This window comes from Paenibacillus sp. FSL M7-0656 (assembly GCF_038003225.1).
Lineage (GTDB): Bacteria > Bacillota > Bacilli > Paenibacillales > Paenibacillaceae > Paenibacillus > Paenibacillus amylolyticus.
The window spans coordinates 54,061-78,934 of sequence record NZ_JBBOOT010000001.1 but is presented as its reverse complement, the minus strand read 5'-3'; the positions used below and the strand labels follow the sequence as shown (position 1 = coordinate 78,934).

26 protein-coding genes are annotated in these 24,874 nt (G+C 44.1%); 7 read left to right on the top strand and 19 right to left on the bottom strand.

What is annotated here, in order from left to right:
* Window positions 1-60 precede the first annotated feature (60 nt).
* Window positions 61-1,623 (bottom strand): FAD-dependent monooxygenase, encoded by a 1,563-nt coding sequence (locus MHI01_RS00375; protein ID WP_340982244.1) that lies wholly within the window; start codon window positions 1,621-1,623, stop codon window positions 61-63.
* A gap of 125 nt (window positions 1,624-1,748) precedes the next feature.
* On the opposite strand from MHI01_RS00375, the gene MHI01_RS00370 reads away from it, so the two are divergent.
* Window positions 1,749-2,387, top strand: a complete 639-nt coding sequence (locus tag MHI01_RS00370) for a TetR/AcrR family transcriptional regulator (RefSeq protein WP_127549474.1) — start codon at window positions 1,749-1,751, stop codon at window positions 2,385-2,387.
* A gap of 180 nt (window positions 2,388-2,567) precedes the next feature.
* On the opposite strand, the gene MHI01_RS00365 is transcribed toward MHI01_RS00370, so the two are convergent.
* The 6 genes from MHI01_RS00365 to MHI01_RS00340 all read right to left on the bottom strand — a co-directional run bounded on the left by MHI01_RS00365 (window position 2,568) and on the right by MHI01_RS00340 (window position 7,708).
* Complete coding sequence (locus MHI01_RS00365) at window positions 2,568-3,920, bottom strand: glucoamylase family protein (protein ID WP_340982243.1); 1,353 nt, start codon at window positions 3,918-3,920, stop codon at window positions 2,568-2,570.
* Window positions 3,921-4,210: 290 nt separating this feature from the next.
* A complete protein-coding gene (locus tag MHI01_RS00360; RefSeq protein ID WP_340982242.1) occupies window positions 4,211-4,687 on the bottom strand; it encodes a hypothetical protein in 477 nt (158 codons plus the stop codon).
* Between the two features lie 20 nt (window positions 4,688-4,707).
* Window positions 4,708-5,085: a hypothetical protein gene (locus tag MHI01_RS00355; protein WP_340982241.1), complete on the bottom strand. Its 378-nt coding sequence runs from the start codon at window positions 5,083-5,085 to the stop codon at window positions 4,708-4,710.
* Between the two features lie 18 nt (window positions 5,086-5,103).
* Entirely contained in the window at window positions 5,104-5,793 is a 690-nt protein-coding gene (locus tag MHI01_RS00350) for a hypothetical protein (RefSeq protein WP_340982240.1), read from the bottom strand.
* Window positions 5,794-5,846: 53 nt separating this feature from the next.
* Window positions 5,847-7,154, bottom strand: a complete 1,308-nt coding sequence (locus MHI01_RS00345) for an SPFH domain-containing protein (protein ID WP_340982239.1) — start codon at window positions 7,152-7,154, stop codon at window positions 5,847-5,849.
* 284 nt (window positions 7,155-7,438) lie between these two features.
* A complete protein-coding gene (locus MHI01_RS00340; RefSeq protein ID WP_340982238.1) occupies window positions 7,439-7,708 on the bottom strand; it encodes a DUF6809 family protein in 270 nt (89 codons plus the stop codon).
* A 253-nt stretch (window positions 7,709-7,961) separates the two neighbouring features.
* Here MHI01_RS00340 and MHI01_RS00335 point away from each other — a divergent pair, with 253 nt between their 5' ends.
* Window positions 7,962-8,942, top strand: coding sequence for a serine hydrolase domain-containing protein (locus tag MHI01_RS00335; RefSeq protein WP_340982237.1), 981 nt, complete (start codon window positions 7,962-7,964; stop codon window positions 8,940-8,942).
* Between the two features lie 84 nt (window positions 8,943-9,026).
* On the opposite strand, the gene MHI01_RS00330 is transcribed toward MHI01_RS00335, so the two are convergent.
* Window positions 9,027-10,049, bottom strand: coding sequence for a serine hydrolase domain-containing protein (locus MHI01_RS00330; RefSeq protein ID WP_340984811.1), 1,023 nt, complete (start codon window positions 10,047-10,049; stop codon window positions 9,027-9,029).
* A 143-nt stretch (window positions 10,050-10,192) separates the two neighbouring features.
* On the bottom strand, window positions 10,193-10,786 hold the full coding sequence (locus tag MHI01_RS00325; protein ID WP_340982236.1) for a TetR/AcrR family transcriptional regulator: 594 nt from the start codon (window positions 10,784-10,786) through the stop codon (window positions 10,193-10,195).
* 184 nt (window positions 10,787-10,970) lie between these two features.
* On the opposite strand from MHI01_RS00325, the gene MHI01_RS00320 reads away from it, so the two are divergent.
* Window positions 10,971-11,909, top strand: a complete 939-nt coding sequence (locus MHI01_RS00320; RefSeq protein WP_315372724.1) for an alpha/beta fold hydrolase — start codon at window positions 10,971-10,973, stop codon at window positions 11,907-11,909.
* A 142-nt stretch (window positions 11,910-12,051) separates the two neighbouring features.
* Here MHI01_RS00320 and MHI01_RS00315 read toward each other — a convergent pair whose 3' ends face one another.
* Window positions 12,052-12,780 (bottom strand): DUF1361 domain-containing protein, encoded by a 729-nt coding sequence (locus MHI01_RS00315; protein WP_315372723.1) that lies wholly within the window; start codon window positions 12,778-12,780, stop codon window positions 12,052-12,054.
* A 29-nt stretch (window positions 12,781-12,809) separates the two neighbouring features.
* Complete coding sequence (locus tag MHI01_RS00310; protein WP_076250069.1) at window positions 12,810-13,346, bottom strand: hypothetical protein; 537 nt, start codon at window positions 13,344-13,346, stop codon at window positions 12,810-12,812.
* 359 nt (window positions 13,347-13,705) lie between these two features.
* Here MHI01_RS00310 and MHI01_RS00305 point away from each other — a divergent pair, with 359 nt between their 5' ends.
* Both MHI01_RS00305 and MHI01_RS00300 read left to right on the top strand, forming a co-directional pair.
* Window positions 13,706-14,347: a spore coat protein gene (locus MHI01_RS00305; protein ID WP_405159401.1), complete on the top strand. Its 642-nt coding sequence runs from the start codon at window positions 13,706-13,708 to the stop codon at window positions 14,345-14,347.
* A 240-nt stretch (window positions 14,348-14,587) separates the two neighbouring features.
* On the top strand, window positions 14,588-15,541 hold the full coding sequence (locus MHI01_RS00300; protein ID WP_340982235.1) for a hypothetical protein: 954 nt from the start codon (window positions 14,588-14,590) through the stop codon (window positions 15,539-15,541).
* A gap of 99 nt (window positions 15,542-15,640) precedes the next feature.
* Here MHI01_RS00300 and MHI01_RS00295 read toward each other — a convergent pair whose 3' ends face one another.
* Window positions 15,641-16,576 carry a sigma-70 family RNA polymerase sigma factor gene (locus MHI01_RS00295; protein ID WP_340982234.1) on the bottom strand — a complete coding sequence of 312 codons (936 nt, stop codon included), beginning with the start codon at window positions 16,574-16,576 and terminating at the stop codon, window positions 15,641-15,643.
* A 32-nt stretch (window positions 16,577-16,608) separates the two neighbouring features.
* Window positions 16,609-17,055: a carboxymuconolactone decarboxylase family protein gene (locus tag MHI01_RS00290; protein ID WP_036613386.1), complete on the bottom strand. Its 447-nt coding sequence runs from the start codon at window positions 17,053-17,055 to the stop codon at window positions 16,609-16,611.
* Window positions 17,056-17,464: 409 nt separating this feature from the next.
* Between MHI01_RS00290 and MHI01_RS00285 the strand changes: the two genes are divergently transcribed.
* Window positions 17,465-18,511 (top strand): aromatic ring-hydroxylating dioxygenase subunit alpha, encoded by a 1,047-nt coding sequence (locus MHI01_RS00285; protein WP_340982233.1) that lies wholly within the window; start codon window positions 17,465-17,467, stop codon window positions 18,509-18,511.
* A 695-nt stretch (window positions 18,512-19,206) separates the two neighbouring features.
* Here the strand turns inward: MHI01_RS00285 and MHI01_RS00280 are convergent.
* Both MHI01_RS00280 and MHI01_RS00275 read right to left on the bottom strand, forming a co-directional pair.
* Window positions 19,207-19,989: a cupin domain-containing protein gene (locus tag MHI01_RS00280; RefSeq protein ID WP_405157442.1), complete on the bottom strand. Its 783-nt coding sequence runs from the start codon at window positions 19,987-19,989 to the stop codon at window positions 19,207-19,209.
* A 168-nt stretch (window positions 19,990-20,157) separates the two neighbouring features.
* A complete protein-coding gene (locus tag MHI01_RS00275; RefSeq protein ID WP_340982231.1) occupies window positions 20,158-21,228 on the bottom strand; it encodes a leucine-rich repeat domain-containing protein in 1,071 nt (356 codons plus the stop codon).
* 87 nt (window positions 21,229-21,315) lie between these two features.
* Here MHI01_RS00275 and MHI01_RS00270 point away from each other — a divergent pair, with 87 nt between their 5' ends.
* On the top strand, window positions 21,316-21,633 hold the full coding sequence (locus MHI01_RS00270; RefSeq protein WP_076328451.1) for a hypothetical protein: 318 nt from the start codon (window positions 21,316-21,318) through the stop codon (window positions 21,631-21,633).
* 91 nt (window positions 21,634-21,724) lie between these two features.
* On the opposite strand, the gene MHI01_RS00265 is transcribed toward MHI01_RS00270, so the two are convergent.
* The 4 genes from MHI01_RS00265 to MHI01_RS00250 are packed head-to-tail and all read right to left on the bottom strand — an operon-like array spanning window position 21,725 to window position 24,864.
* On the bottom strand, window positions 21,725-22,330 hold the full coding sequence (locus MHI01_RS00265; protein WP_340982230.1) for an SMI1/KNR4 family protein: 606 nt from the start codon (window positions 22,328-22,330) through the stop codon (window positions 21,725-21,727).
* A gap of 21 nt (window positions 22,331-22,351) precedes the next feature.
* On the bottom strand, window positions 22,352-22,774 hold the full coding sequence (locus tag MHI01_RS00260; RefSeq protein ID WP_340982229.1) for a hypothetical protein: 423 nt from the start codon (window positions 22,772-22,774) through the stop codon (window positions 22,352-22,354).
* Between the two features lie 32 nt (window positions 22,775-22,806).
* Window positions 22,807-24,108, bottom strand: a complete 1,302-nt coding sequence (locus tag MHI01_RS00255; RefSeq protein WP_340982228.1) for a hypothetical protein — start codon at window positions 24,106-24,108, stop codon at window positions 22,807-22,809.
* A gap of 21 nt (window positions 24,109-24,129) precedes the next feature.
* A complete protein-coding gene (locus MHI01_RS00250; RefSeq protein WP_339283143.1) occupies window positions 24,130-24,864 on the bottom strand; it encodes an SMI1/KNR4 family protein in 735 nt (244 codons plus the stop codon).
* Window positions 24,865-24,874: the final 10 nt, after the last annotated feature.

The window sequence follows — 24,874 nt, the reverse complement described above, 5'->3', positions numbered from 1 at the left end:
TCTTGCACTCTATTTTCAATAAGACGATGTGACTCGGGCAGAACCTTGGGTCGCTCGATCCTATGATAAGCCACACAAATTCAAGTAATTCAGGATCGATGCGGTATCATCAATGGAGGTGCGCAAGGCGATGTAACCGTCAGGACGAATCAATACAAGTTCTTTACTTGCGACATCGTAAACTCGATAGGCATTCCCTGCAGTGTCTATTATGCCTTCCGCCCCCTCCACCTTCGATGGAAGGATATAATGCAAATGGAGTGCATCGTTGGTGAAGTTCTTCAGAGAAGGATCGATGTAGTTTGCAAAAGCCAAAAGCGTCCAGTGTGGGCCGCGCAAGAGGTCAAAGACACTTCCTGCAAACCCGGTGCCTTGTAGTCCCGTAGCATTAGGAGCACGATCTCCAGGAAGTAAACGGGTAGCATTTGTTCGAGCAGACGGACGGGTAAGCGAACTTGAACGATAGGAAATGAGAAGCCCGCTCGTCAGATCGTCGGATATGGTGCTCAAGGATTGGGACAACCCTCCGCCTTCAGTCGCCGTTCTTATAACGCCTCCCATTTTCTTTGTGCTGTCTTTGAGCACGGCCTGTGCCACTGGGCGGCGCTCCTCATCGTAGGTATCGAGTAAGGCGGTGTCTGCTCCGCGTATGACAGCCGCCAGCTTCCAGCCGAGGTTGTATGCGTCCTGTATTCCCGTATTCATGCCTTGACCACCGGCCGGCGAATGAACATGAGCCGCATCACCGGCAAGGAAAACCCGGTTGTTTCGGTAACATTCAACCATACGAACGTTGACCCGGTAGATGGACAACCAAGAAGCATCCGTAAGCCGAACACGTCCGGACCCGGCACGACGGTCAAACATGGCTTGATACGCCTCTAGCGACGGCTGCTCTGGTTCATCGATGGCTGCCGGAATTGTAGCCTGCAGTTGCCAAATATCGGATTTTGGCAGCGGCGTCACCCCGATCATCCCCTCCGAAGAAGTCCAGATATGGATATGGTCACGATCTAACCCTTCCAATCGTACATCGCCAAGATACCATCGCTCATGATCATGTGTTTCCCCAACCAACGGTAAGTGTATAAATTTGCGTATATTGCTTTTGCCCCCGTCAGCGCCGACTACATAACGAGCACGAATTTGCTCTTCTCCTTGTGCTGTATTCAACGTTACCGATACACCATCCACATCCTGAACAAGCCCTACAGCTTCCATGCCCAACTCAACTTGACCGCCAAGCACTGCATATCGGTCGCGCAACGCTTTTTCCACATCAAATTGAGCAATCCAGACCGGATCACGATAGGGTGTCTCAAGTTCGGCGCTGGCTGCAACAGTAATAGTCGGCTTGTCCACACTTCTGCCATCTGCGGTATAATAACGAACAGGCAAGTCCACAACACCTGTATCAACAATGTAGTGAACGGCTTCCAATTCATCAATGACTTCAAGCGAGCGAGGCTGGATTCCTTTGGCGCGAGATGCAACGTTATACACGGTGCTTCGTTCAATAATACGATGGTTGACGTTTCGACGGGCAAGGTCGCAGGCAAGTGTAAGCCCTGTGGGTCCGGCCCCGACAATGAGAACATCAACAACAGACGGTATGGTATTCAAGAATAAAAACCTCCTTGATCATTGATTTGATACGCTACATTTGTTACACTACACCGTACAGTGTAGTTTGTAAAGCAGGACCTAATCCATTTCTGAAATACACATATAAGGGGGAAAACGTAAGAATGGATCATACAGAAAACAAGAAAATCCGCAAAGGCTCTTCAGACAAGCGAGCTAAAATAATTGCGGCGGCACGAGAGCTGTTTCTTTCAGACGGGTTTGATCGTTCCAGCGTCGATACGGTCGCAACTAAAGCGGGAGTTTCCAAACGGACAGTTTATGATTATTATGGCGACAAACAGAATCTACTACTTGCCGTTGTGGAAGAATCCAGTTCAGCGGTTCTGGTCATGATTGAGCAAGGGATATCAGACCACCTCTTGAAATTCGAAGATCTTGAGCAGGCGCTCATCTTATTTTGTGAGCAAATCGTAGCTTCTGCAAACGGTTCGGCAGACTACAAGGCTTTGATCCGTCTGGTTATGGTGGAAGCTGCCAACCTGCCAGACTCGTTTTTTGAAAGGCTGGATAACGCAACTGAAGAGGGGATTATCAGAAGGTTTACAGCGTTTGGACAAAACGGACTGCTCCATGTGATTGATCCTAAAATGGCTGCAAAGCACTTCGCTGCATTAACGTTTTTATTGGTATTCAATCAACCGGGAAAAATCGGGACATTAGATGAGGAACAAAATAAACATATCATCACTGAAGGCGTACGCGTCTTTCTTTGCGCTTATGCCCCACAACGTAAATCTTAAAATCGCCATTGTAAATTCCTTTTTTTTGAATAAATCCCATAATCTAATCGATCTGCGACTTCATTATCAATGGTAAACGCAAAAACGGAACGAAGCATGCTGATACCCTGCTTCTTTCCGCCCATCTTTTAATCTTCGTCCCATTTCGTTAGTGATCTTGCTCTAATCTAAAGCAGCCCTTCATTGAATGGAAAACACTTCTTTTTTCAATAATTCTTCTGGCGTCTGCCCTATCACATCACTGTGAAAATAATCGCGGATAACGCCATCTTGAAGATAGTTGGCGATCGACACCATAATCATCCCTTGATCCAGTGCCAGATAAGCTTTTGCAAGTTCTCCCGTTTCAACATTGACTGAGTCATAGAACCCATATTTGCCAAACATTTTGAAGTTCTTTAAAGCTTTAATGTTCTTTCGAACTGCTTCAGGGGCATAATCTAGAGCAAGGAATGTTGCGTGTGCTGTTACCGTTGCTCCATCTTTGTAACCTGAGGTACCTAACGGCGTTGCTGCAAACTCAGTGTAACCTGTCGGAGTGGCAGAAGGTGAGAAGCCCCATGCGGCATACCCTTTTTCTTTGGCATATTCGATTTGCAATTCGACATGACGCTGGTTGTTCAATCCCAAAGCTTGAGTACCCAGGTCTTTTTCCTTTATGACCATACCGGGCATAAGAGCTTCAAACATACTACCTCCCCAGCTTGGTACGAACTTTTTATCCTTGTATACATAACTTCCTTCAAACACATCCACTCCATCGTACTTAACGGATTTGCCTTGAGGAATCTGAGCTTGCCAATCCCATTCTTGAGGTAATGTGCGATACATCTTCCACCAATGATCTTGAGGAACGTCACCTTTCCCAATAGCAATATAGCTGCCTACACGTGGTTCCGTATAAAACATCCCATAATGGTGGTCCGTCAGCGCGCCTTTAGCCACATCATAACCGCCGCGGAATTGGCCGACTTCAGGATCATATAGCGGAGTATAATTCATATTTGTAACCAACTTGCTTGTTTCCCCATGAAGTTCTTCATAGGCTTGCCCAACAACAATTAAACCAGCGGATAACCAGCCATTATCGACTTGGGAAATAAATTGCCCCCAATCTTTCTTCACCGAACCGTCATCTGTGTTATACCAGTTATAAAATAGGCCGTTCCACTTTTCTAACTTCTCGAGGGAATTTATTGTCGTTTGCAAGCGATGTACAGCTTCTTTCTTTGAAATAATGCCCAATTGTTGCGCTGAAACCGTACTCATCATATACATTGCGATGTTTGTGGGCGAGGTACGTTTAGCTTCTTCTATCCCGTTTTCAGTGTGCCGTACTTCATCGTAAGTCAAGCCAGTATTTTGATCCGTATAGTCCTCAAAAAACGTATAGGTCTTATATGCAACCGCTTTCAATTCTGCTCGAAATCCAATTAAATTGCTTGAGTCACCTGCTGAAGCCATAGGAGTTAAAGCTAGATTAGCTAACAAACAAAAAGTTAAAATGAAGCTGAATTGTTTTACTTTTTTCATGATTTTCTCCCTTCAAATGGATTCGAAACGTTTCGTGTATATGTTATCATAAATTTCCCATTTCCGTAAACAATAAAATAAAACGCTTACAGATACTGAATATAATGTGGCTTAATTATAAATTTGAATTCGAAACGTTTCATTAAAGGGACTACATTAAGGCAACTCACGTGGAATTATATGACGACTTGATCGTTTGAGGGTCTTTTAGAGATTCTAAATAGAGGAGATAAAAAGCCTGACTCCATAGGAATCAGGCTTAACCCTTCACGTATCTATTCTGAACCGTTCTAAGTTGCTACAACTGTTGTTCCGCAATACTCGCAGTCCGTTGATTGTTTAGGAAACACTTTTGCCTTCGCCCCACATCCCGGACAACTCACTGAAACAGGCCTTTGTGGCTCTTCAACTTTTTCATCGGCTTTCTCTTCAGTGTTTTCCTTATCTGAAAAATTGATCTCTGTATAGTTAATTGTATTATGACTACTGTAACTCACGGTGTTGCTATTGTAACTTGAATAAGTATGCGGATTCACATTTTCGCGATCAAGATGACCTCCATAGTCTCCCCCATAAAACTTTCGTTCCGGGACACGTTTTTTCCTAAGCAATTTAATACCAAAATATAAAAACAAAAATTCAACAATCATAAATCCAGCCATAGCAATGAGATTTTTAGTACCTCTGAAATTATTTGCATTAAACATGGCAATCGGGATCGCAATGGCATAAAACATAAAAAAGAGTCCAAATAACTTCCTTAACAACACGATTCCTCCTATGCAGTTTAAGAGATCCTCATTGTCGTTCCACAATACTCACAATCCGCAGACAAAGTAGGATATACCTTTACCTTGGCCCCACACCCTGAACAATTCACGGATACAGATTCTTGAGGTTCATCTTCTCTATCTTCATATTTCTCATGATGCTGATCTTCGTAATATTGATTATCATTAGAATTGTGATGGTATTGATCAGTGTTAGAACGAGATTTAGGCCGACCACACATTTTAATTCCCGTAACAAGTACGATAACCCCTGGTATAAAAAACACAATTGTACTAAAAATGGCCATCTCCGTTCCTTCAGACAGCATGATTAAAGAGAACAGGATCGTCAGACACGAAATGATAATTAATATAATTCCAAAAAATCTTTTCACGGCATTTCCTCCAGCAATTTATGATTTGCTTGTCATGATCTGTTGATTGCGCTCTTTCAAACGGAACTTTAACTGGGATAGTTGCGAAGCAAAACGTTCACTATTTACCAATTCCCCTGCTTCGTACTGATTTGCAAGCTCACTGTTCATCAATTCAATGTCCAGCAAGATCTGGCGGTCATTTTTCTCAAGGGAATCCGGAGTGATTGGGTCACTATACTTTACAAGTTCAATTAATGATTGAACGGTTTTGCGCTCTTCTTCCACAGTTAGGACGGGATGTTGCACCATGGTATGAAGCAATTGCTGCAAGGCTTTTTCGATTAATTGTAAGTTTGCGATTTTTGTATGTTCATCTGTTTCATGACGGCGCGCACTCTGAATATAGATCATAATGATTCCGCACAAAATAATTGCGATCGCAATCGTTACCGTGTGTAACAATACGAACCAGCGAAGCGCATGATCTGCTGAACCTGTTAACAACGTGTAGATCATCACACAAATCAGATAAATACCTAATACTACACCTAAAGCTGTGTAACCTGGAACAAACCGTTTAAACCGATCCATATTTTGCATGATGAACCGCGCGTAGATCCAAATAGCCGTAATCGCTACATAAGAAGCAACGAGATTCATCCAAAAAGAAAACGACAGAAGCGCATGATTAAATACCGTAAAAGAAACGATTGACGATACTAACATGCATATTAAATAGACGACATCTAAAATCAAGAGATTGCTCCGTTTTACCACCACTATGCCTGTCCTCCTTCTTGCAGATTGTTTCCGCAATCGAGACAGAACTTCTGGCCGGGTTTTACTTCATGTTGGCACCGACTACATTTCAAGCTCAAACTTGTGCCACAGTTGCCACAGAATTTTGTATGACCGGAATTCATATGGTTACAATTTGGGCATGGGCTAGGCATCGGTTGATGACATTGGATACATTCCAATGCGTTCTCCGCATTATCCGCCCCACATGAAGGACATGCATGGTATTTGTCACCACAGTTAGGACAGAATTTGGTTCCCTTTGGCAAGGCATGTCCACAATTGTTGCAATCTGTTGTTGCTACCGGTTTTTCGGCTAATGAATTGCCACATTTGCTGCAAAAAGAGCTGTTCTCCTGATTCGGATGATGGCACTGCTTACATATACTTACTGCAGGCGTTTCCTTCGTAGACATCACTTTAGACATCTGGGACATCTCGCCACTGAAAGAACCCCCCAGACCAACCCCCATGCCCATACCAAGCCCTGCGCCCATGATGTCTGACTGCATGCTTCCTTCATTTTTCGCTGCACCTTCAAGCGTATCAAACGAACGTTCTTGCTGGTATGTGTACCCAATGATATCCATCTCAGCTTTGCGTGCCAACGCTTCTCTTAATCGAATGACTGAAGGGTCTTCTTCGGGCAGATTGACATTGTGAATATACAGGTTGATTAACTCAATACCAAATTCTTCAAAAGTAGAAGCTACCGTATCTGCAAAATGTCGTGATATCTCGGCGATATATGCATTGATCTCCAAAACACTTACTTTTCTATGTATTAGATATGATGACAACATGGAGTTAATATTCATGATAATCAACCCACGGAAGTAATTAATCATATTAGCTTGGTTAAACTCAGGCAGTGTTCCCACAAGCTTGACCAAAAATTTTCGTGAATCCGAAATTTTAATTCCCATTTGTCCGAATGTTCTTACGGGAACAATAATATTATACTTGGGATCCTGGATCTGAATCGGATTCGCCGTTCCCCATTTAACGTCCAATGCACTTACTTGATTGACATACCATACTTCTGCTGCAAAAGGTGACTTCCCTCCGAACGGAAGGTTAACGAGTCGGTTCAAGATTGGGATATTCGCAGTACTCAACGTATGCCTTCCGGGTCCAAACATATCAAGCGCTCTTCCATCCTTGAAAAGAATTGCTTGTTGAGATTGATTAACAATTAACTGAGTCCATGTTCCCAGTTCAGTCTCGGGATGTTTCCAAGCAAACACATCAGGTGAGCCATCATACTTAATTACGTCAATAATCGCCATGTTTAATTCCTCAATTCAGTATTAGATTACTATAATTTACTAAAAAGTTTTTTTGCTAAAACACTGATTCTACACTATTTCCTATATTTAATTATCTTTCATCTACTTGTTCCATGTTTAGGCATTGATATTTTACCATTTCTAACCTTAATACGCACTAACATAGTTCATTTTTCATATGATATTTTTCCTATATTGGCATATTCATATTAGTAAAAACCTCTTCCATATGTTCATAGGAAAGAGGTTAACTATGTAACCACAAATTGTGAAAAACCAGAATATTAGCTTGAGTATCCACTCTCGATCATAATCAACGTCCCAATTTTGAAACCACTGGCAAAAGCCTCTTTTGAATGCATAGAGTGAACTTGATCCGTCATATCTAATAGTTCCTCCAACTGTTTAAAGTCATCCTCCGAAAGCTTGCTCTGAAATTTTTCGATATAAGCTGTAATCTCCTTATGAATAGAACGATACTCCGAATCTTTAGGAACAATATTCTCCTCTGGTCTCAGGTTACCGTAATATAATTCTTCTATTATATTTCCCACATCACAGACCCCTTTCTCTTATACATGTCTGGTACTCTTCTCATGACAATTATATAAGATTGACAGACAATGCTGGGAATTTATGCGATATTCGCATGTGATTCTTATAGCTTTCATAGGATATCGCATTTTACATGCTTGCTTTGACATAATAATGTAGCGCTTGTTGAGCCCTACCTCGGGAGTATGCTAAGATAATGGACACCTATTTCTACAAAATCCTATAACAAATCAACCGTACAGAAAGGACACTATGAATCCTTCATCACTGTCACCCAAATTACAACAGATCGTTCCGCAACTGGATCTGCGAAGCTGCCTCGTCAGCGTACGCGGTGAGATTATGTACGAACACTACCGCAACCAAGAGGCTGCGACTGATATTGCAAAAATCAATTCATGTACCAAGAGTGTGCTATCCGCCCTCATCTGTATAGCGATGGATAAAGGCTTGTTGCCAGAGGCATCAACCCCAATCTCCACCTTTTTTCCACAGTTGACATCCGATCCTGACCCGCGCAAACCAGCGATCACACTGGAACAACTGCTTACCATGACAGCCGGATTCAACTGGGACGAGTTCGGCGGGCAGAATTCATTCCCTCGCATGACCCGCACCGATCATTGGGTGGATTTTGCGTTGGAACAACGCTTAAGTCATGAACCGGGTACATACATGGAATACAATTCAGGAGTATCACAGATCCTATCCGCCATCCTGATGCAAAATGCAGGTATGAACGTAGCCGAGTTCGCAGAGCGTTATCTTTTTGACCCGCTCGGAATTAAGCATTACGAATGGGAAAGTGACCCTCAAGGTGTTCATACAGGCGGATTCGGTCTTAAGATGTTACCCGTAGATCTGCTCAAATTCGGTCAGCTGTTTCTACAGCAAGGTATGTGGGAGGGTGAGTCTCTCATTTCAAGTGATCTCGTATCTCGTTCGACGCAGCCTTTTATTACAGTCACTCCACCGAATCACGGCAGCTATGCTTGGCATTGGTGGGTGGATGTCTATCCGAACGAAAGGTCTGACTCCGAAGGTATTGCTGCTGAAGACGACCAACCCAATCTCCATTATTATTACGCACGAGGATTTGGTGGTCAGTATGTATATATTGTCCCTGAGCTAGAGCTCGTTACCGTGTTAACCAATGACAAACGAAAGAAAGAGAAACCTCCGCTGGATGTTTTCCCTCGATTAATCGCCCCTGAGCTATGGAAAATGTTATAAACGGAGAACAATCCTTCTATCCTGTTCAACAATGAACCCCCAACCTTTTGGCCATAACCTGACCATTGGTTGAGGGTTTATTTGTCATGCCAAAGCTTCTTCGATAGCAATTGTTATTGGATAAGGACCAGACTCTTGATTAGAGACCACAACCAGTTGTAGATCATAGTCCCGATACACGGAAGACATGAACGACACTCCTGGATCAAACCCCATGACATGAAATTTGAAAATCGCTTCTCCCTTGCGGTCAATCCAGATACCATGCCCATAATACTCTTCATCCTCTTGATGAGCATGTGGGGTTAATAACTGCTGTGCCGTTTCTTCATTCAACAATTGGTGACCCAGCAAAGCATCCCAAAACCGAATCATATCCGGTGCCGTAACATAGGCTCCACCATCTGATCCACCTTTGATAGGAATGGAGAACATATTGGTATTCCAGGAGCCATCTTCATGATCGATATACCCTAAAGCTGTGTTACGCGGGAGCTGATCTGTTACGAAATAACCGGAGTCCTTCATGCCACACCTTTTGAAAATGTGCTCTTCCACATAATCTGTAAACGACAATCCTGAATGTTGTTCCACGATAAGTCCCAGCACAATAAAACCCGCATTGTTATAATGAAAACGTTCACCCGGAGCAGACTTCATTGGCAGATGCTGAAACATGGGCAGAAAGTCACTTAAACGCCGCATCGCGTAGACGGGTCTGTCTTTCCATAATTCTGAAAAGTCATCCATCACTTCTTCATCGAAATAATCAGGAATGCCTGACGTGTGTGTTAACAACTGCTGGATGGTGATCCCTTTGTCCCACAGTGGAAACTCCACATCCAATACATCCGTAAGCTTGGAATCCGCAGACAACTTGCCCGCTTCAATTAGTTGGCATATACTCACTGCCGTGAAAATCTTACATCCTGATGCAATCCCAAAGCGTGTGTCCACCTGATTGGCTAGCTCTTCGCTACGATTTGCATAACCACGTTTCATATTCAAAAGGGTTTTCCCGGCTTGCTGGAGTAATACAACACCCGAAAAATTCACGCGTTCCATGACTTCTTCTACTTTTGTTGTCAGCTCTACTGCATTCAACATTTTGTTGTTCACCTACTTGTCTATGTATTCATTACATTCTCATTCTTAATTCTTCGTCATATCCTGCATACCTGCCATATTTTCATAAAAAGAAGGATTACTCCCTTATAAAAGGAAATAACCCTTCTTCAGACAACGTAAGATTAAGTTTGACAAAGCATGCTAAAGTGCTGTTCAATCACTTGTTCCACTCGTTTTACCGTAAGTCTATCTGGCTGCATTAACATATGTATTGCGAGCCCATCCACCAGAGCATATAACTTCTCTATCTCCATCTCGGCATCCAGTTCAGGATGTGTCATCCCCCGCTTGTGCAACTCCTGTATTACCCATTGAACCGATCGATACATCCCTTGATGCATCTGATCACTTAACTTTTTTAATTCGGGGTACACCAATAATTTGGCTGTAAACGAAAACCAGACCTCCATTTCCATCATTCTATCTTCGTCCAACGGGAGAAATTGCAAGAGCAGATTCTTCATATCCTGCAGTACAGATCCACTCATCTGTAACGCCTCCACCCTTTTCTGTACCCGTTCTGCAAAAAGATTCATGCAAAAGGTGAATAATTCGGCCTGTGTGGCAAAATAATGACGCATGGAACCTACAGATAGTCCCGCTTCCTTTGCTATATTCCGAACGGTAGCATGCTCAAGTCCATGCTCTTGAATGACCCGGATGGCTGCATCAGCAACGATTTTCCTTTGAGCTTCATGATCTACGATTTTTGGCATGACAACATTATACAACAAACCTCTCTTTTTGTAATACACTGTGCTATAATCTTTTTAATACATTGTACTAAAATATAAAAACAGCTGTAGGAGAGGAATTCATAAGATCATGCATACAACTACCCCAGCCTCAACACGAAAGAATTTCAGAGTTTTCACCTTCATAGTAAGGTTATTCTGCACAATGCTACTACTGATAGGTGCCGCATTCCTCTATGAGCGGTTTGCTTCGTCGCAGGCCAAAAAGGACTTTCCACCTCCAGGTACACTCGTTCAAGTCGGCGGTTACCAACTACACATTCATAAACAAGGCAATGGTTCACCGACCATACTTATGGAGGCTGGAAGTGGTGAAACCAGTTTGTCGTGGAGAGACATTCCTGTGGAACTAGCCCAGCATGCAACGGTGGTCACGTATGATCGCGCAGGATATGCCTGGAGTGAATCTGCACCTACAGAACGTACAGGTGCAAATATCGTCAAAGATTTACATGCTGCTCTGGAGAAGGAGAACATACGCGGCCCTTACGTTATGGTAGGTCATTCTCTTGGGGGTATGTATGCTAGACTCTTTGCACAGACCTATTCAAATGAGGTTCAGAGCCTTGTCCTCATTGATGCGCGACCTGAGGATGATGAACGGAACACAAAGGCTTTGTTGGAACAGGCTCAGTTTCAGGGAAACCCGTCTGCGTCCTTGTTATCTTTACTGAAGGTATCTGGAGCTTTCAGATTATTTCCAGACTTTATGCTTGATGGTCTGGTTGCCAAGCAAGATCGGGATACTTTTGTTAATGTGATTGCTACCCCTTCATATTTTCACGCCAAAGAAGAAGAAGCCCTCCACGCCCATTCAACAGAAGATGCCATTCGTGGCCAAAGTCTTGGATCAATCCCTGTACGTATCATTGCACGCGGACGTCCTCAAGACTATGTTAGTGCAGGGATTCCGGTTGACATTGCGCAGAAGCTCGAATCCATATGGCAATCGGGGCAACGGAACATGTTGAATATATCGAAGGATAGTCAGCTCATTGTGGCCACCCGCAGTGGTCATATGATTATTCACGATGAACCTGAACTGGTTGTGAAAACAATCCTTGAGCTAATCTTTGATAAGTAGAGGTATTTTTCTTCAGAACATCCTCCGCTCGATCCAATGTTAAAGGGCTGTTCCAATAGCCATGTGTATGACCTGGAACAGCCCTTTAAGTAATATACATTAAGATTAGATCTAATGAGTTCGGCCTTAAGAAAAACATGAGTTAGCGTAACGCTTGCAGGTCCGAGTTGGGACTTCCTGCACTCTTCTTCTTTTCACGGGGAGCCCTCGTATTGATCAGATAATACAATGTGGCATAGATTGTAGTGATAAACGTGCCAAAAAACAGGCAAAACGCCAGAGACGGACGGCTTACACTTTCGTGCATCAGTTCAATTAGCGTCTCGCGATTCGTCAGTGCATCCCAGCTATTCAGTCGATATACACGTCCAAGCAATACCCCGTAACTTCCCAAAGCACTGCCAACCAGTACAAAGATCCAGGATGCCCAGCGTCCAATTCGGTGATAGATCACTTCCTGAAGCTGATACATCGACAGGAATCCAAGCAGAAGACCAGTCCAGACAAACATTAATAGAACACTTAAGTCGTACCAATACGTGTAGTCCACCCCGTTCCCACCATAATACCGGGAACTTCTCGCTGTCAGATGAACCAGATCCGTAACAATGTAAGAAGAGTTCGGGAAAAATAACAACCACAGCAGACCACTTGCAACTGCAAGCCATGCGGCACCTTTCCATTTCACATCACTTAGAAGATAGGCTGCATAAGAGAACACAAAAGGAATCCAGCCCAAGAACAGATTCCAGATCAGGAAGCGGAAATAACGCTGATCCAGCCAATCTGCGGCTACATAGTACAAGCCAAGCGTTACTATTGTGACCACACTAAGGAAAATAAATATGCGAATATAATTCAGTTTTCTCAATGATTCTGACCTCACTTGGTAAAATTCAATTAGTTTCGAAAATATCGGATGATTTCTTCCTTATTCTTTTCAACTCGCAAATTCAATCCTCGCTTATCCTTTAATCCATACTGCTGTAATTCATGCCCCGGATCAAGCACCAGCGGTTTAGTCGCCACATCAACCAGCAAATCCATCGTCAGTTGATAGGTTTCCCGTAACTTGTCCATCGGCAGAGAGGATTCATACCGTTTGATCAGCTCAATCAGACGTTCAGCATACACGAGACGAACCATACTGTCCGCACTCTTCAATTGTCTTGAAGCAAATGCTGTAATAGCCTTAATTATACTTGGTTCTGTTCGATGTTTGGCAATCAACGCAAGTTCATCCACCGCATCCCAATTCATGATAGACAGCTCGGAACTTAATTGTTGAATTCGCTCCCCTATCCATTGTTCCTCTAACTCTTGGGGTACGTCCCATCGCTTATAGTCGGCATACACGCCTTCTCGATGCATCTGTATAGCGCTCCCGTAATGTTTGACGAACAAATCCTTTGCTACACCCCAATCGGTCTCTTCCATCCTTAACCACCATACCTGTTCCTATTTGTGCATATACTCCTAACACTTTACATAAGTTTACTACTTTCCAAGCATACTATAGAAGTTGAACTATACATTTGCACGAGAACGTAGAGGACAGAAAGAACCTGAAGAAGTGAAGCGTTCGCTAAAAGCTTTCTACAAGAAAGCTACTTCGGAAGCATAAGCTTATCACCGGATTTTCACCTTTGTAAAATTGAATTAAAAATCTGGGGAAAACAGCGATCGGAAGGTTGTTCTGTCATCGGAGTGGCAAGTGTAAATATTCTTTCGTTCAACTTATATAGAATCATACCATTTACCAAAGGAGAATCAAATTTACAATGAATCCAAATTCCATGAACCCTCAGAATGTAGTACAACCTACATTGAACACCAATCCAAATGTCACCCCTAACATGAATCATGGCGGCCATGAGATGTTCGATGTACATGAGATTCTGTCCTCCACCATTAACGTCCTGGATCAATATATGATCTTTCGTACATTTGTGCAGAGCCAGGAACTGATTGGCATTCTCGACCGGCAGTACAATTTCATATTATCCCAGTACAATCTGACAGCAGAGTGTTTTGCATCCGGACAGAAGCCTCATCAAGAGACAGCTACCTATATGATCCCCAACATGGTACCACCGGTATATGGCCTTAAGCCATCAGCACCGAAAAAGCCAAACCAGAGCTTGGCCGATGTAAAGGATGCCGGGATTAGCGGTCATATGCTGGGACTGATCAAGTCACATGCGAGTCTGCTCGGCATGTCCTGTAGCGAGATCACAAATGGGACGGTTCGCCGAGTCATCGCTTCACAGATCCAGCATTTTATCGAGATGGCCTATGAAATTTTCATGTTCCAGAATAAAAACGCCTATTATCAAGTACCTCAACTCACTCCAAGTGATACACAACAGATGCTTCAGGCATACATTCCAGCAAACGGAGCACCTCAGATGCCTATTAACAATAAACCACTTCATTAATTAGAAAATAAAGTCCGATTCCCCAGAACAGTCTCTTCAACCCTTTCGGGTTATAGGGGCTGTTCTTTCATTATTTGTAATCATTTTCCTACTGAAGACACTTGATTCGCTTACCAGAAACTGGTTTAATCAAAGACAAACCCGTACATATTCAACTTACGGATCATACATATAAAATAGGGTGAAATGCGTTATACGAGAATTCAAATGGCTTTTTCTTCATTATGGGGAGGTATACAAATGAGATGGAAGCAACCTGCTAAACTTGGTTTACTGGCTATGGCTCTCGGCTGTACTGCCATTGGCACAACACTCACACCTTCAACAACACTAGCTGCACCTGTCCCCGCTTCCAAAGCGGTGTATCATCAGTTCCAAACCTATCGAACAGAAGCAGTGAAGTCCACAGAAAGTCTGGTTAAAGCGCGTAAATACCTGATGAATCATATCGATAAAGTCGACCCTTGGCAGGCCACACTAATGACGTTGCAACTGGAGAACATGCAGAACGTGAAATTGGCTAATATGGACTACCAAATGTATACGGAACAATTTCAACAGGCCATATCTCAAGCCCATGAACAACTTGGTTACGAACAGAAGCTTACATATAGTCGTCTGCTCAAAGAAATTAAAGATCCGACAGCGAAGAAACTTCTGCAGGAAGCATCTGATCTCGGGTTCAAACTGGAAACCAGTGAAGGCTTGTATTACCCCATCATCAATTATGAGATATATCAAAAGTTCAAACCTTTTGTTAAGGCTGATATTGCTGCGTACATTAATATTATGGCTACCGAGTCCAACCAAATGACAACTTCAGATGGTGGCATTATCATCTCTTGGAACGAATTAATCCAGCGTGCATTGGAGAAAGAAGCCTTTTTGAACAACTTCCCGAATTCCAATCGCACATCAGCAGTGAAGCAAGGGTTATTTGTGGATTATCTGTTTTACGGAAGTGACAACACGCCTGCTTATGATTGGTACACGGATGAAGAAATCCGCACCATGGACCCTGAGGTGAAAAAGGCTTACGAGAAAGCTTTGGCTAAGCGGGAGCCCAATACGGAGAGTGTTCTTCTGGACACTATGGAAAAGATTTTACTGGTTCTCAATCAGAACAATAATGAGCTTACACCTGAAGTCAGAGCAATCATTGAACCTGTTCAACAACAATTTGCCCGTGAATAATCGGATGCTGAATAACAAAATGTGAACGCCAAAAAAGCGGCAGTCCTCGAGACAGAGGGTGCCGCTTTGAAGTTTACATATCAAGTCCTTACGTTTGGATCAAAGAGTTGAAGTGTCTATTGATGTAAGTTTATTCGGATTTACGATGAGATACACGCCCTCAATCCGCTCTCCAGAAGCGTCCAACTCCAAACATAGTACCTCGGACAACTGCCCTTCTTTCATCAACGCGAGTTGAAGTTCGCCATTGATCCACATCGGTACCCATTCCCTTTCACGCAAGCGCGTAAGGACTCGCCGTGAGGTCAGGAGTGCAAGCACACCTTTGTGAACGTTCATTGTTCTCATAACCGTATGCACAACGCCACCGCCATCTGCTGTAAATACAGGCTGATCTGCCAGTAACTCCAGCATGGCAGAGACGTCATAACGAAGGAATGCCGTTGTAAAACGGCTCAGCAATTCACCTTTGGCTATCATATCCGCATCACTCTGCTCGATCGGCGGAAGTCTTTCGGGCAGATTTCGTCTGGCGCGGCTAAAGATTTGACGGCAGTTACTCTCCGTTTTGCCCAGCCAATCCGCTATTTCGGAATAATCATATCGGAACGCTTCACGAAGGACAAAAACAGCCCTCTCCATGGGCGATAGACGCTCCAACATGACCAGATAGGCGTAGGAGATCAACTCTTTTTTCTCCATCGTTTCCTCTGGCATGTTCGCCTCTTCACTGTCACCCATCGGCTCTGGCAGCCACTCACCAACATAACTTTCCCGCTGATTACGGGCGGAATTTAGCAGATTCAAACTTCGATTCACAACCAATTTGGCGATGTAGGATTTGGGATTACGAATATCCTGAGCAGACGTGCTCTGAATCCCCGCAAAACAATCCTGCACAATATCTTCAGCTTCTGCCACACTGCCCAGCATGCGGTAAGCTATTGAAAATGCATATTTTTTATAACGAATATACAACTCACCAACATCCAGAGAAGACACTTCTGGCTCATTGGCGTGGAAATTAGAATTCATAAGAAGCCTCCTCTGGCATGGTGCGTGTAGTTTTAGTTAAAGCAACCCGGATACATCCCAGTTGTGATCGCAATCCGGTTCCAGTTATTAATCGTGTTAATGGCTAGGATCAGATCCACCAGTTCGGATTCACTGAAATGTTCACGGACCTTATCGTACAACGCAAGGGGTACACCATGTTCCGAGATTCGGGTCACCGCCTCAGCCAGCTCCAGCATAACACGTTCTTGATCCGTGAAGAAAGGCACTTCACGCCATACACTCAGCAATAAAATATGATCCGCATAATCTCCCAGTTTCATCAGATCTTTGGCATGCATATCAAGACAAAAGGCGCAGCCATTAATTTGGGACACTCGGATTTTTAACAGCTCATACAATACTTTATTTTCAAATTGCCCAGAAATATATTGCTCCATTGCCATCATCGCTTTAAATGCGCCTGGATTCGCTACTCTGTAATTCGTTCTTAAATTCATTTTTCATTCGCCTCCGTCATTTGGTTTACATACTGTAGACAAATGACGGCCGAGATCTGTGACATTCTTTGCGAAAATCTTTTTAAGCCCACAAGAATGGTTGCTCAACAAACGGATATTCACACTGAGATTCTGATGGCAGGACAACCTCCATGGAGTCAATAATCAGTAATGGAAAAACATACTGAAAGGTTGTTCTCTTTTCTACAATTAACATCTAACGTAAGAAAAATCCACGTTTTTCCGTGTTCATGTACGTTTTTTGCTGTAGTGTTTGTGATTTTAACCAAAAGCAGGTTGGATATATTGATATTTTGACCAAAAGAGTAGTAACATACGGCTAATGAAGTTAACTTTTCTGACATTAAAAAAGAGAATCGTTTATCCATATCAGCAAGGAGTGTTTCCTATGATAACTTCCAACGCAAACCATACAATGACTTCTGAATTACCTAGAGGGTGTACGTTCACTGCTGAAGACTGGCATGTATTATCCCAATATTGGTACCCGGTAGCCCAAGCAACCGAAGTAACAGACAAACCCCTGGCTGCTCAATTACTCGATGTGAAGCTGGTTCTCTACCGCAGTAATGATCAAGTTGTGGTAGCCAAGGATCTTTGTTTTCACCGCGGGGCTCCACTGAGCAAAGGCTGGGTAGAAAATGGCGAGATTGTCTGCCCTTATCACGGTTTCCGTTATAATTGTGAAGGTAAATGTACCGCAGTACCTGCGCACCCAAGCTCCAAGATCTCGCCTAAGCTCAAACTTATCGTGTACCCGGCAGTCGAACGTTATGGCTTAATATGGACTACACTGGCAGGAGCAGAAGAACAGATCCCCTCCTTCCCTGGATGGGATGATCCGGATTATATCAATATTTTGCCACCCAACTTTGACATTGCTGGTTCCTCTGGACGACAAATGGAGGGATTCCTGAATGTATCCCATTTTGCCTATGTGCATACCGAGACGTTTGGTGACCGAAACAACACAGAAGTCCCCCAATACAAAGTGAAACGCGAAGGTAATGAGTTACTGGCCGAGTATTGGAGTACGGTAAGTAACTATGGCAAAGAACAAGATCTTGTTGCACCTGAAGGTTTCCAATGGCTGCGCGAGTTTCGAGTGTTCCCACCTTTTGCGGCTTCTCTTACGGTACATTTCCCAGGAGACGACAAGCTGAACATTCTAAATTGTGCTTCGCCGATCTCTGCCCGTTATACACGTCTATTCTGTCCAATTACACGCAACTTTGACAAAGACGCTCCGATTGAAGACACTATCAAGTTCAACTTGCAGGTATTTGAAGAAGACCGCGAGATGGTCGAGTCACAGAAACCGGAGGATCTGCCCCTAGATCTGCATGCCGAGGCCCATATTCCCGCAGACCGTACTTCGATTGCTTATCGTCAATTATTAACGGAGCTTGGCTTGGGACGAAATTACACATCGTAAATTAAATCATATATAAGTTCAACTAATGAATATATTTACACTGGCACTCCGATGGCAGAATAACTTTACGTTCGCTGTTATCCCCAGATTTTTTTATTCCATTTTTTCATAGAGAAAATCCGGTGATAGCGTATGCTTTCGATGTAGCTTTCTTTTAGAAAGCTTTTAGGCGAACGCTCCGCTTCTTCAAGTTATTTCTGCCCTCTCCGCTATCGTGTAAATGTTTAGTTGAACTTATGTAGGTTTTCTTCAATCTCAGGCAAGCTATCGATGATGGATGTCGCGCCTAAAAAGTCTTGAAGTACTATCCTGCGGTCTCTGGGGAATGGGTTGAAAATTTTCTTAGGAACTCAGGACATCTTATTTGGCCTCTAGGTCCTCAGTTAAAATTGTAAGGAACCTCAGACTCGTTATTTCCCAAAATCCCCGATAAAAACACTTCATACGGCTGTTTATTCTGATATAACGTGTCTCAGATTCTTTAGATTTTTGGGCACGCCTTAAATCCTTGATTAAGACGCCTACGATTCGTTAGCACTCCATGCTCCGGACACGTTCAGGTATGCATCGGCTTTCAGCAGGTTTGAAGACACCTTTAATCAACAAAAGAAGCGTTCCTTTGCGGACGCTTCTTTTGTTATACCTAATTTAACTGAAATACTTATGTGTATTAGATAAACCTCGCCTCATGACCGTCATCTTTCCTCTTGATTATTCGTATTCACAGGGAGCTCTCTATAATACGGACAGCCCGGCTCATGAATAATACGTGGATCAACCCAAGTGCCCCAGTACGGAAGACGGTTTACGTAAGGTTGCATGTTTGGTTGGTTGTTCGGCTGTGAGTTGGGTTGCATGTTTGGTTGTACATTGGGTTGTATGTTTGGCTGTACATTAGGCATTACGTAAGGCTGATGATTCACATTTGGAGCACCGTTAGAGGCAGGAGCAGTTGAAGGCTGGCAATCTGCCGGCGGGCCAATAATCACTGTTTTTTGAATGGGAGCAAGTGCTTCTTGAACTTTTTTCTCATCCAGACAGTACGTATAAGCCAAAAGTTTTGCAGGTGTAAGACGTAAGGTGTCTGAGCCAAATATCGCTTCAGGAACCGGTGCATCAAAGATTGCGAGTAAGTGCGTGTGATCTGCAGTGGCCACTTCATAGTGCCACCAGCCTTGAGGAACGTTAGCCACCTGCCCCGGAGTAATCGGGAAATGAAGAAGCTCGTTGGTAAATGGATTAATGAGGGAAACAACTGCCGCACCGCTGATGCAGTATACCAACTCCGTTGCATTCTGATGCGTATGTGGTTCAACCACATTGCCCGTGTTGAGGAAAATATCCAGTAAAGAAACATTGCCCAGTGTGTTTAACTGCTTGATGGAAAGAGCGTTAATATAGTTGTTCTCATCCTTCTTGAATAACGGGTTATTGCTCAAATCGTAAGTAAATTCGGTGGTTGGTAAAGTGTAATCCATGTATGAGGTTGCCAAAATAAAACGCCTGCCCTTCGCTCTCGGTTTAGGTCATAACCTATATGCCAGCTTATGCCCAGCGCCCAGATACGTGAGCCCATTTCCGCCAAGTTCTCATCGCATAACAAATATCCCTGACTCGGACATCCCGAGAGCAGGGCTCATTGGCTATTAAAGTTCTGCTTCGTCGGAGATGTCATCACAACTAATCCCTAATGGAGTACTGTTCAAATTTACACTCTGAAGCCAACTCATTCGCTTGACCATCTCTGGCATTCCCTCGATCAAACCATCAGTTACACTCAAATAACGTAGTTTCTTTAATTTCTCCAGTTCAGGCGGAAGCTCACAAATACCCGAGTACCCTATATCCAGAGTTACGAGTTCGCTCAATTCACCAATCTCGGCTGGAATATGTTTCAGACCAAGATCCGACTTCTCCTTTGGCTTCCATCCGGTCGGAACATGATAAGAACTGCCGCAATAAATTCTAAGCTCTCGAAGTTGTTTCAATTTTCCAATGTCTTGGTGAATACCTTCCAAATCCGCCGTCATGATCTCCAATTCTTCCAATGATGTCAGTTCGAAAAGGGCTGGAGGAAGCGTATAAACATCCTGCTCAAAAATTGTCAAACGTTTCAAGTGCTTTAATTCCCGAATACGTTCCGGAATCTCTTTCAAGTAATGTGAACTAATATTCAGCACATCCGTCTGATGTCTAATCGCGTCGTCCAGTAAACAATGAATGTCCTGATGCAGATCTAATCTAAAAAATAACCCAGTGATTCGCTCCATTAGCTCAATTGCTTCTTCTTGTGTAATATGCATGCCATACATATTCTCATGAGCAACAGTGTAGAAGTAGTCACTTCCATCCTCGTTCAAAAAACAAAGATCATCTGGCATTGAGGGATATAACCAGTCATGAAAGCGGTTGGCTTCCTCCTTGAGGATCTGCCCTGATTCCGGCGTGCAACGATATATGTAATAAATCCCCTCTGAATACATGGCGCCACTTTTCATCATCATTTCTTCCATCGTACTGCTCTCAATCAAATACGGATCCAATCTCCGTAACACTGTAGTAACTCTTTCAGGTGTAGCTTCCTCAACATACTTTCTATCAACCAGCATAAACCGGTCTGTCTTCTCGATCAATTCGTCAATCAACAGTTCATAGGCCGTTCCTCTTGGATCAGTGTGAAAAGCTACGGCTACCATATGTTCCCCCTCATTACTCATTATTCATCAATCTTCAATCTGCTGTATCATCTGAAACCACTGTGGCATAGGCTGATATCATCAATCCAGTCATTGGAGGCTTATTACATGGCATACGGCCCTGGTTCAGTTTCATCCCCGCAATCTGCGGGTTATCCTTACCCTTATTATCCGTCACCCCCACCGTATCCTTACCCTTATCCCTATCCATACCCGCCCATCGTTCCTGTTCCACTACCATATCCGATCGGTGGTCCTTGGTGGCATGGTGGATATCCCGGCGGTGGTTACCCCGGTGGACACCCTGGTCATTTCCCAGGAGGTGGCTATCCAGGCGGACCTCATGGAGGCGGGCCGGGTGGTCCAGGTGGACACGGAGGACCTCCAGGCGGAGGATTTCACGGACATCGTTTCTTCCAGTGGTAATCATTAGACTCATTCAAAGTACTTGTTCAGATAAAGGAGCTGCTTCGGCAGCTTCTTTATTATTGAAGGAATTGTCTAATCGTGCAGGATTTTAATAGGTGATCTCATCCATCATCTTCAGATTACGGTTCGACATGCTGAGGAGATCCGTGAAGGTAGGTGTAAGGTAATAAACAAAGTCCGGATCGTGCACGTACATAATAATCTGCCCATACGTGCCTTCCGCCGTTGGATCAAAATCGAGCATCAGATACAGTGAACCACCTGCAATTGTTGCAAAAGGAATCCATGGTTTATGGAAAAGGTATGGTTTGATCTCCGGGTCCAGCTGGCTGATCTCTTCGGCAGAATAATACTCTTCAAGCTTCTCATCCACTTCACAGAAGTATTGTTTGGTCTCTCGAATCTCTTCCAATGACATCAGATAAAAGGGTGTACATCTGCCCGTCTCGGCATCACCCGAGTACAGCACATGCAACCCGTAGCCACTGCCGTCTTTCCTTTGGTAAAAGGCACGAAAATCGCCAGGCAGCCGGACGCCATACTCCTTTTCGAATAGATCCAGACTTTCCTCGGATGCACCTTCCCGCTGTTGATATTCTTCAAACAATTGCCGAATCTCTTGATCCTGTATTCTCTCATCTAACAAGTGATTCAGCTCGTCCATTAGCACGTTTAATGATACATTCGGCTCCAATCTCACCACACCTCCCCTAACTCAGTTCTTCTCTTCTTGTAGATACTGATGATATTCCCAAAACGCTTCTTCCTCTCCGCCGCCTTCAATTAGAATCATGACTGCGTAAGATAACAAATTAAGCCATTGTTCCATCAATGTCACCTGTTCGTCGGAAATGAGGTTGTTGCTGCGAAGCATGCCTTCGGGTTCAACGGCCCAAGCACGGGCCATATGAGTAATTCCCCATAGACATGCCATGACTTCCCGATCCAGTGAAGGCCGTGCAAGTTCGGACGCCAGAACACGCAGTATCTCAATCAACTCATGAAAATTCTCCTTAATCAAATGTCCACGGAAAGGCCGCAGACTGCCAATAAAACCGTTCTCCATCTTGGGATGACTCAGATCATCATAAGAAAAGGAGTGACATTTTAATAACGTTACAGCCTCTTCACGTTCCATCCCTTCACCCCTTTGCAGGTTGTAATACGACCTTACCAGCGAAGAGGTTCTTCTCCACGCCACAACACATACCGCTCCAACTCACGAAGAGTGCCTGTACCGATCCCGTACTCGTCCATTTCTTTGGAACGAAGATCAAGCACATGCAGCATGCCACCATATGTACCAACTGCCAGCTTGGACTGCTCTGGTGATACGGCGAGAGAATAGATCGTACTACCTACAAAATGGCGCCATACTTCCTCTCCCTTGTTATTCACACAATACAGATAACCATATGCATCCCCAAGCACCATGCCCGCCTCTATTTCCGCTGCTGCATACACACGTGCATTCTCATCCATCACTGGCCAATCTTCCTTCGTTTCGTTGCCTGCGATTGATTCCAGCGGGACCTGTATCGTGACCCCGTTATAGAAATGACATGCGTTAAACCAGACGTTCTGGTTATCACTGGTGAATGCTGCATAATGAGGGTAGCTCGATTCTGGATAGAGGGAGTATGTCTTGTTCAGCCGACGCTCCATCACCATATGATTGCTCCCTTGGCTGCCATAGGCAATCCATCGACCATCCCGAGATACCGCTGCATGCCCCATATCTATCTGTGTATCCTCTAGCTCATACTCTTCGATCTCTGCCAGATCGGGATGAAGCAAGGTCACCTGATCTTGCGTTACAAGATATATCCCGTATCTTGAATGAATAAGTAGTGCTCTGCCTTCATCCATAGGTATAAGTCCTTCAAGTGTCCGTTCGGGATGCTCACAGTCCGCAAGTGATTCAATCCGAGGTAATGCCGATTGTATCCGGGCTTGAATATCTTCCCATCGATATGTCGCTATCTCCTGTCCTTCCAACTTGCGATCTGGCTGACGAATGATATGAATCCCATCCGGTCCTGCAAGCGCATAGTCAAGTCCAACCGATGAGCAACCTGCAAAAGTATATGGAGAGATCAACTGCCACCCCTGCTGATCCATCGTATATATCTGACTATTCTCCGTGAAAATCCCCGTATGACATACAACAGTTTCCTCGTTCAGATAACCTACAACTTTGACAGCCTGCATGGAAGCCTGAAATGCCTCGCTCAATGGCCACGTCGCTGCTGGCAGCTCACGTCGGAGCATCTCCAAGTCACCGTGGAGATTGGCCTGTCTCACCATATGGAATACTTCAGTACTCATTCCGCTTCTGGAGTCTCCCTCCAACTCGGATTCATCCGGTTGCTCTCCCTGCATACTTCTCCGGACAAATGCATTAACATCCCTTGCATAACGCTTGCCTTCATTGCGCCATTGTTCCGCAATGTCTTCCTTTAACCAACTCATAGGTTTCCCTCCACTCAAGCCCTATTCATATGCCGTACAATGATGTGCCTGCAAGAACATACTGATTTCGTTATCCGTCGCCTCCTCCGCACCATTCTTTTCTTCATAGAACAGGGCAACTTCTCTCCCAGCTGCATAGTTAAATCGTAAATATCCTCCCATCGACACCATGAACATCTTGCACATGTACTCATTCTCCAACACAGCATCCCACTTAAATTCTGTTTTGCATGTATCGGCGAGTTCCTTCATGGAGCTTCCCTGTTCCGTCCCTGAAAAATGGTAAAACGTATGTTTCCGCAGCTCATTCCACGGCTCAAAGTAAAGTGGCGTTATTGGTTTATCCTGATGGTAATACCCACAATAGATCCGGTCCAGCGTTTCGCCAAATTCAGTCTCCGAGCATGTCCATAAGGTGATATTTTCATCATGACGCGGTAGCCACAACAGCCCCTCAACTTCCGGATGAACAGCAAGGAAATCTCCATCTACAGAACTGCCGATGGAGATGCACTGCTCAAGTTGCTGCTGACTTATAGGCGAATCATCCGTATGTATCCAAAAATCATAATCCACAAAAGGCTTCAACACTTCCGGGTCTGGCCTCTGCACATTCATCCATCCCGTGTATGTACCTTCCCCATATTGTTCAATCCAGGTACGGTATGATAAAGGTAGCGAGATGGCGTGCTGTTGTTCAAAGTGATCCAGTTCCTCCGCTGGAACCGGCTTAAGTACACGGGATACAATATACATTTGTCGACAT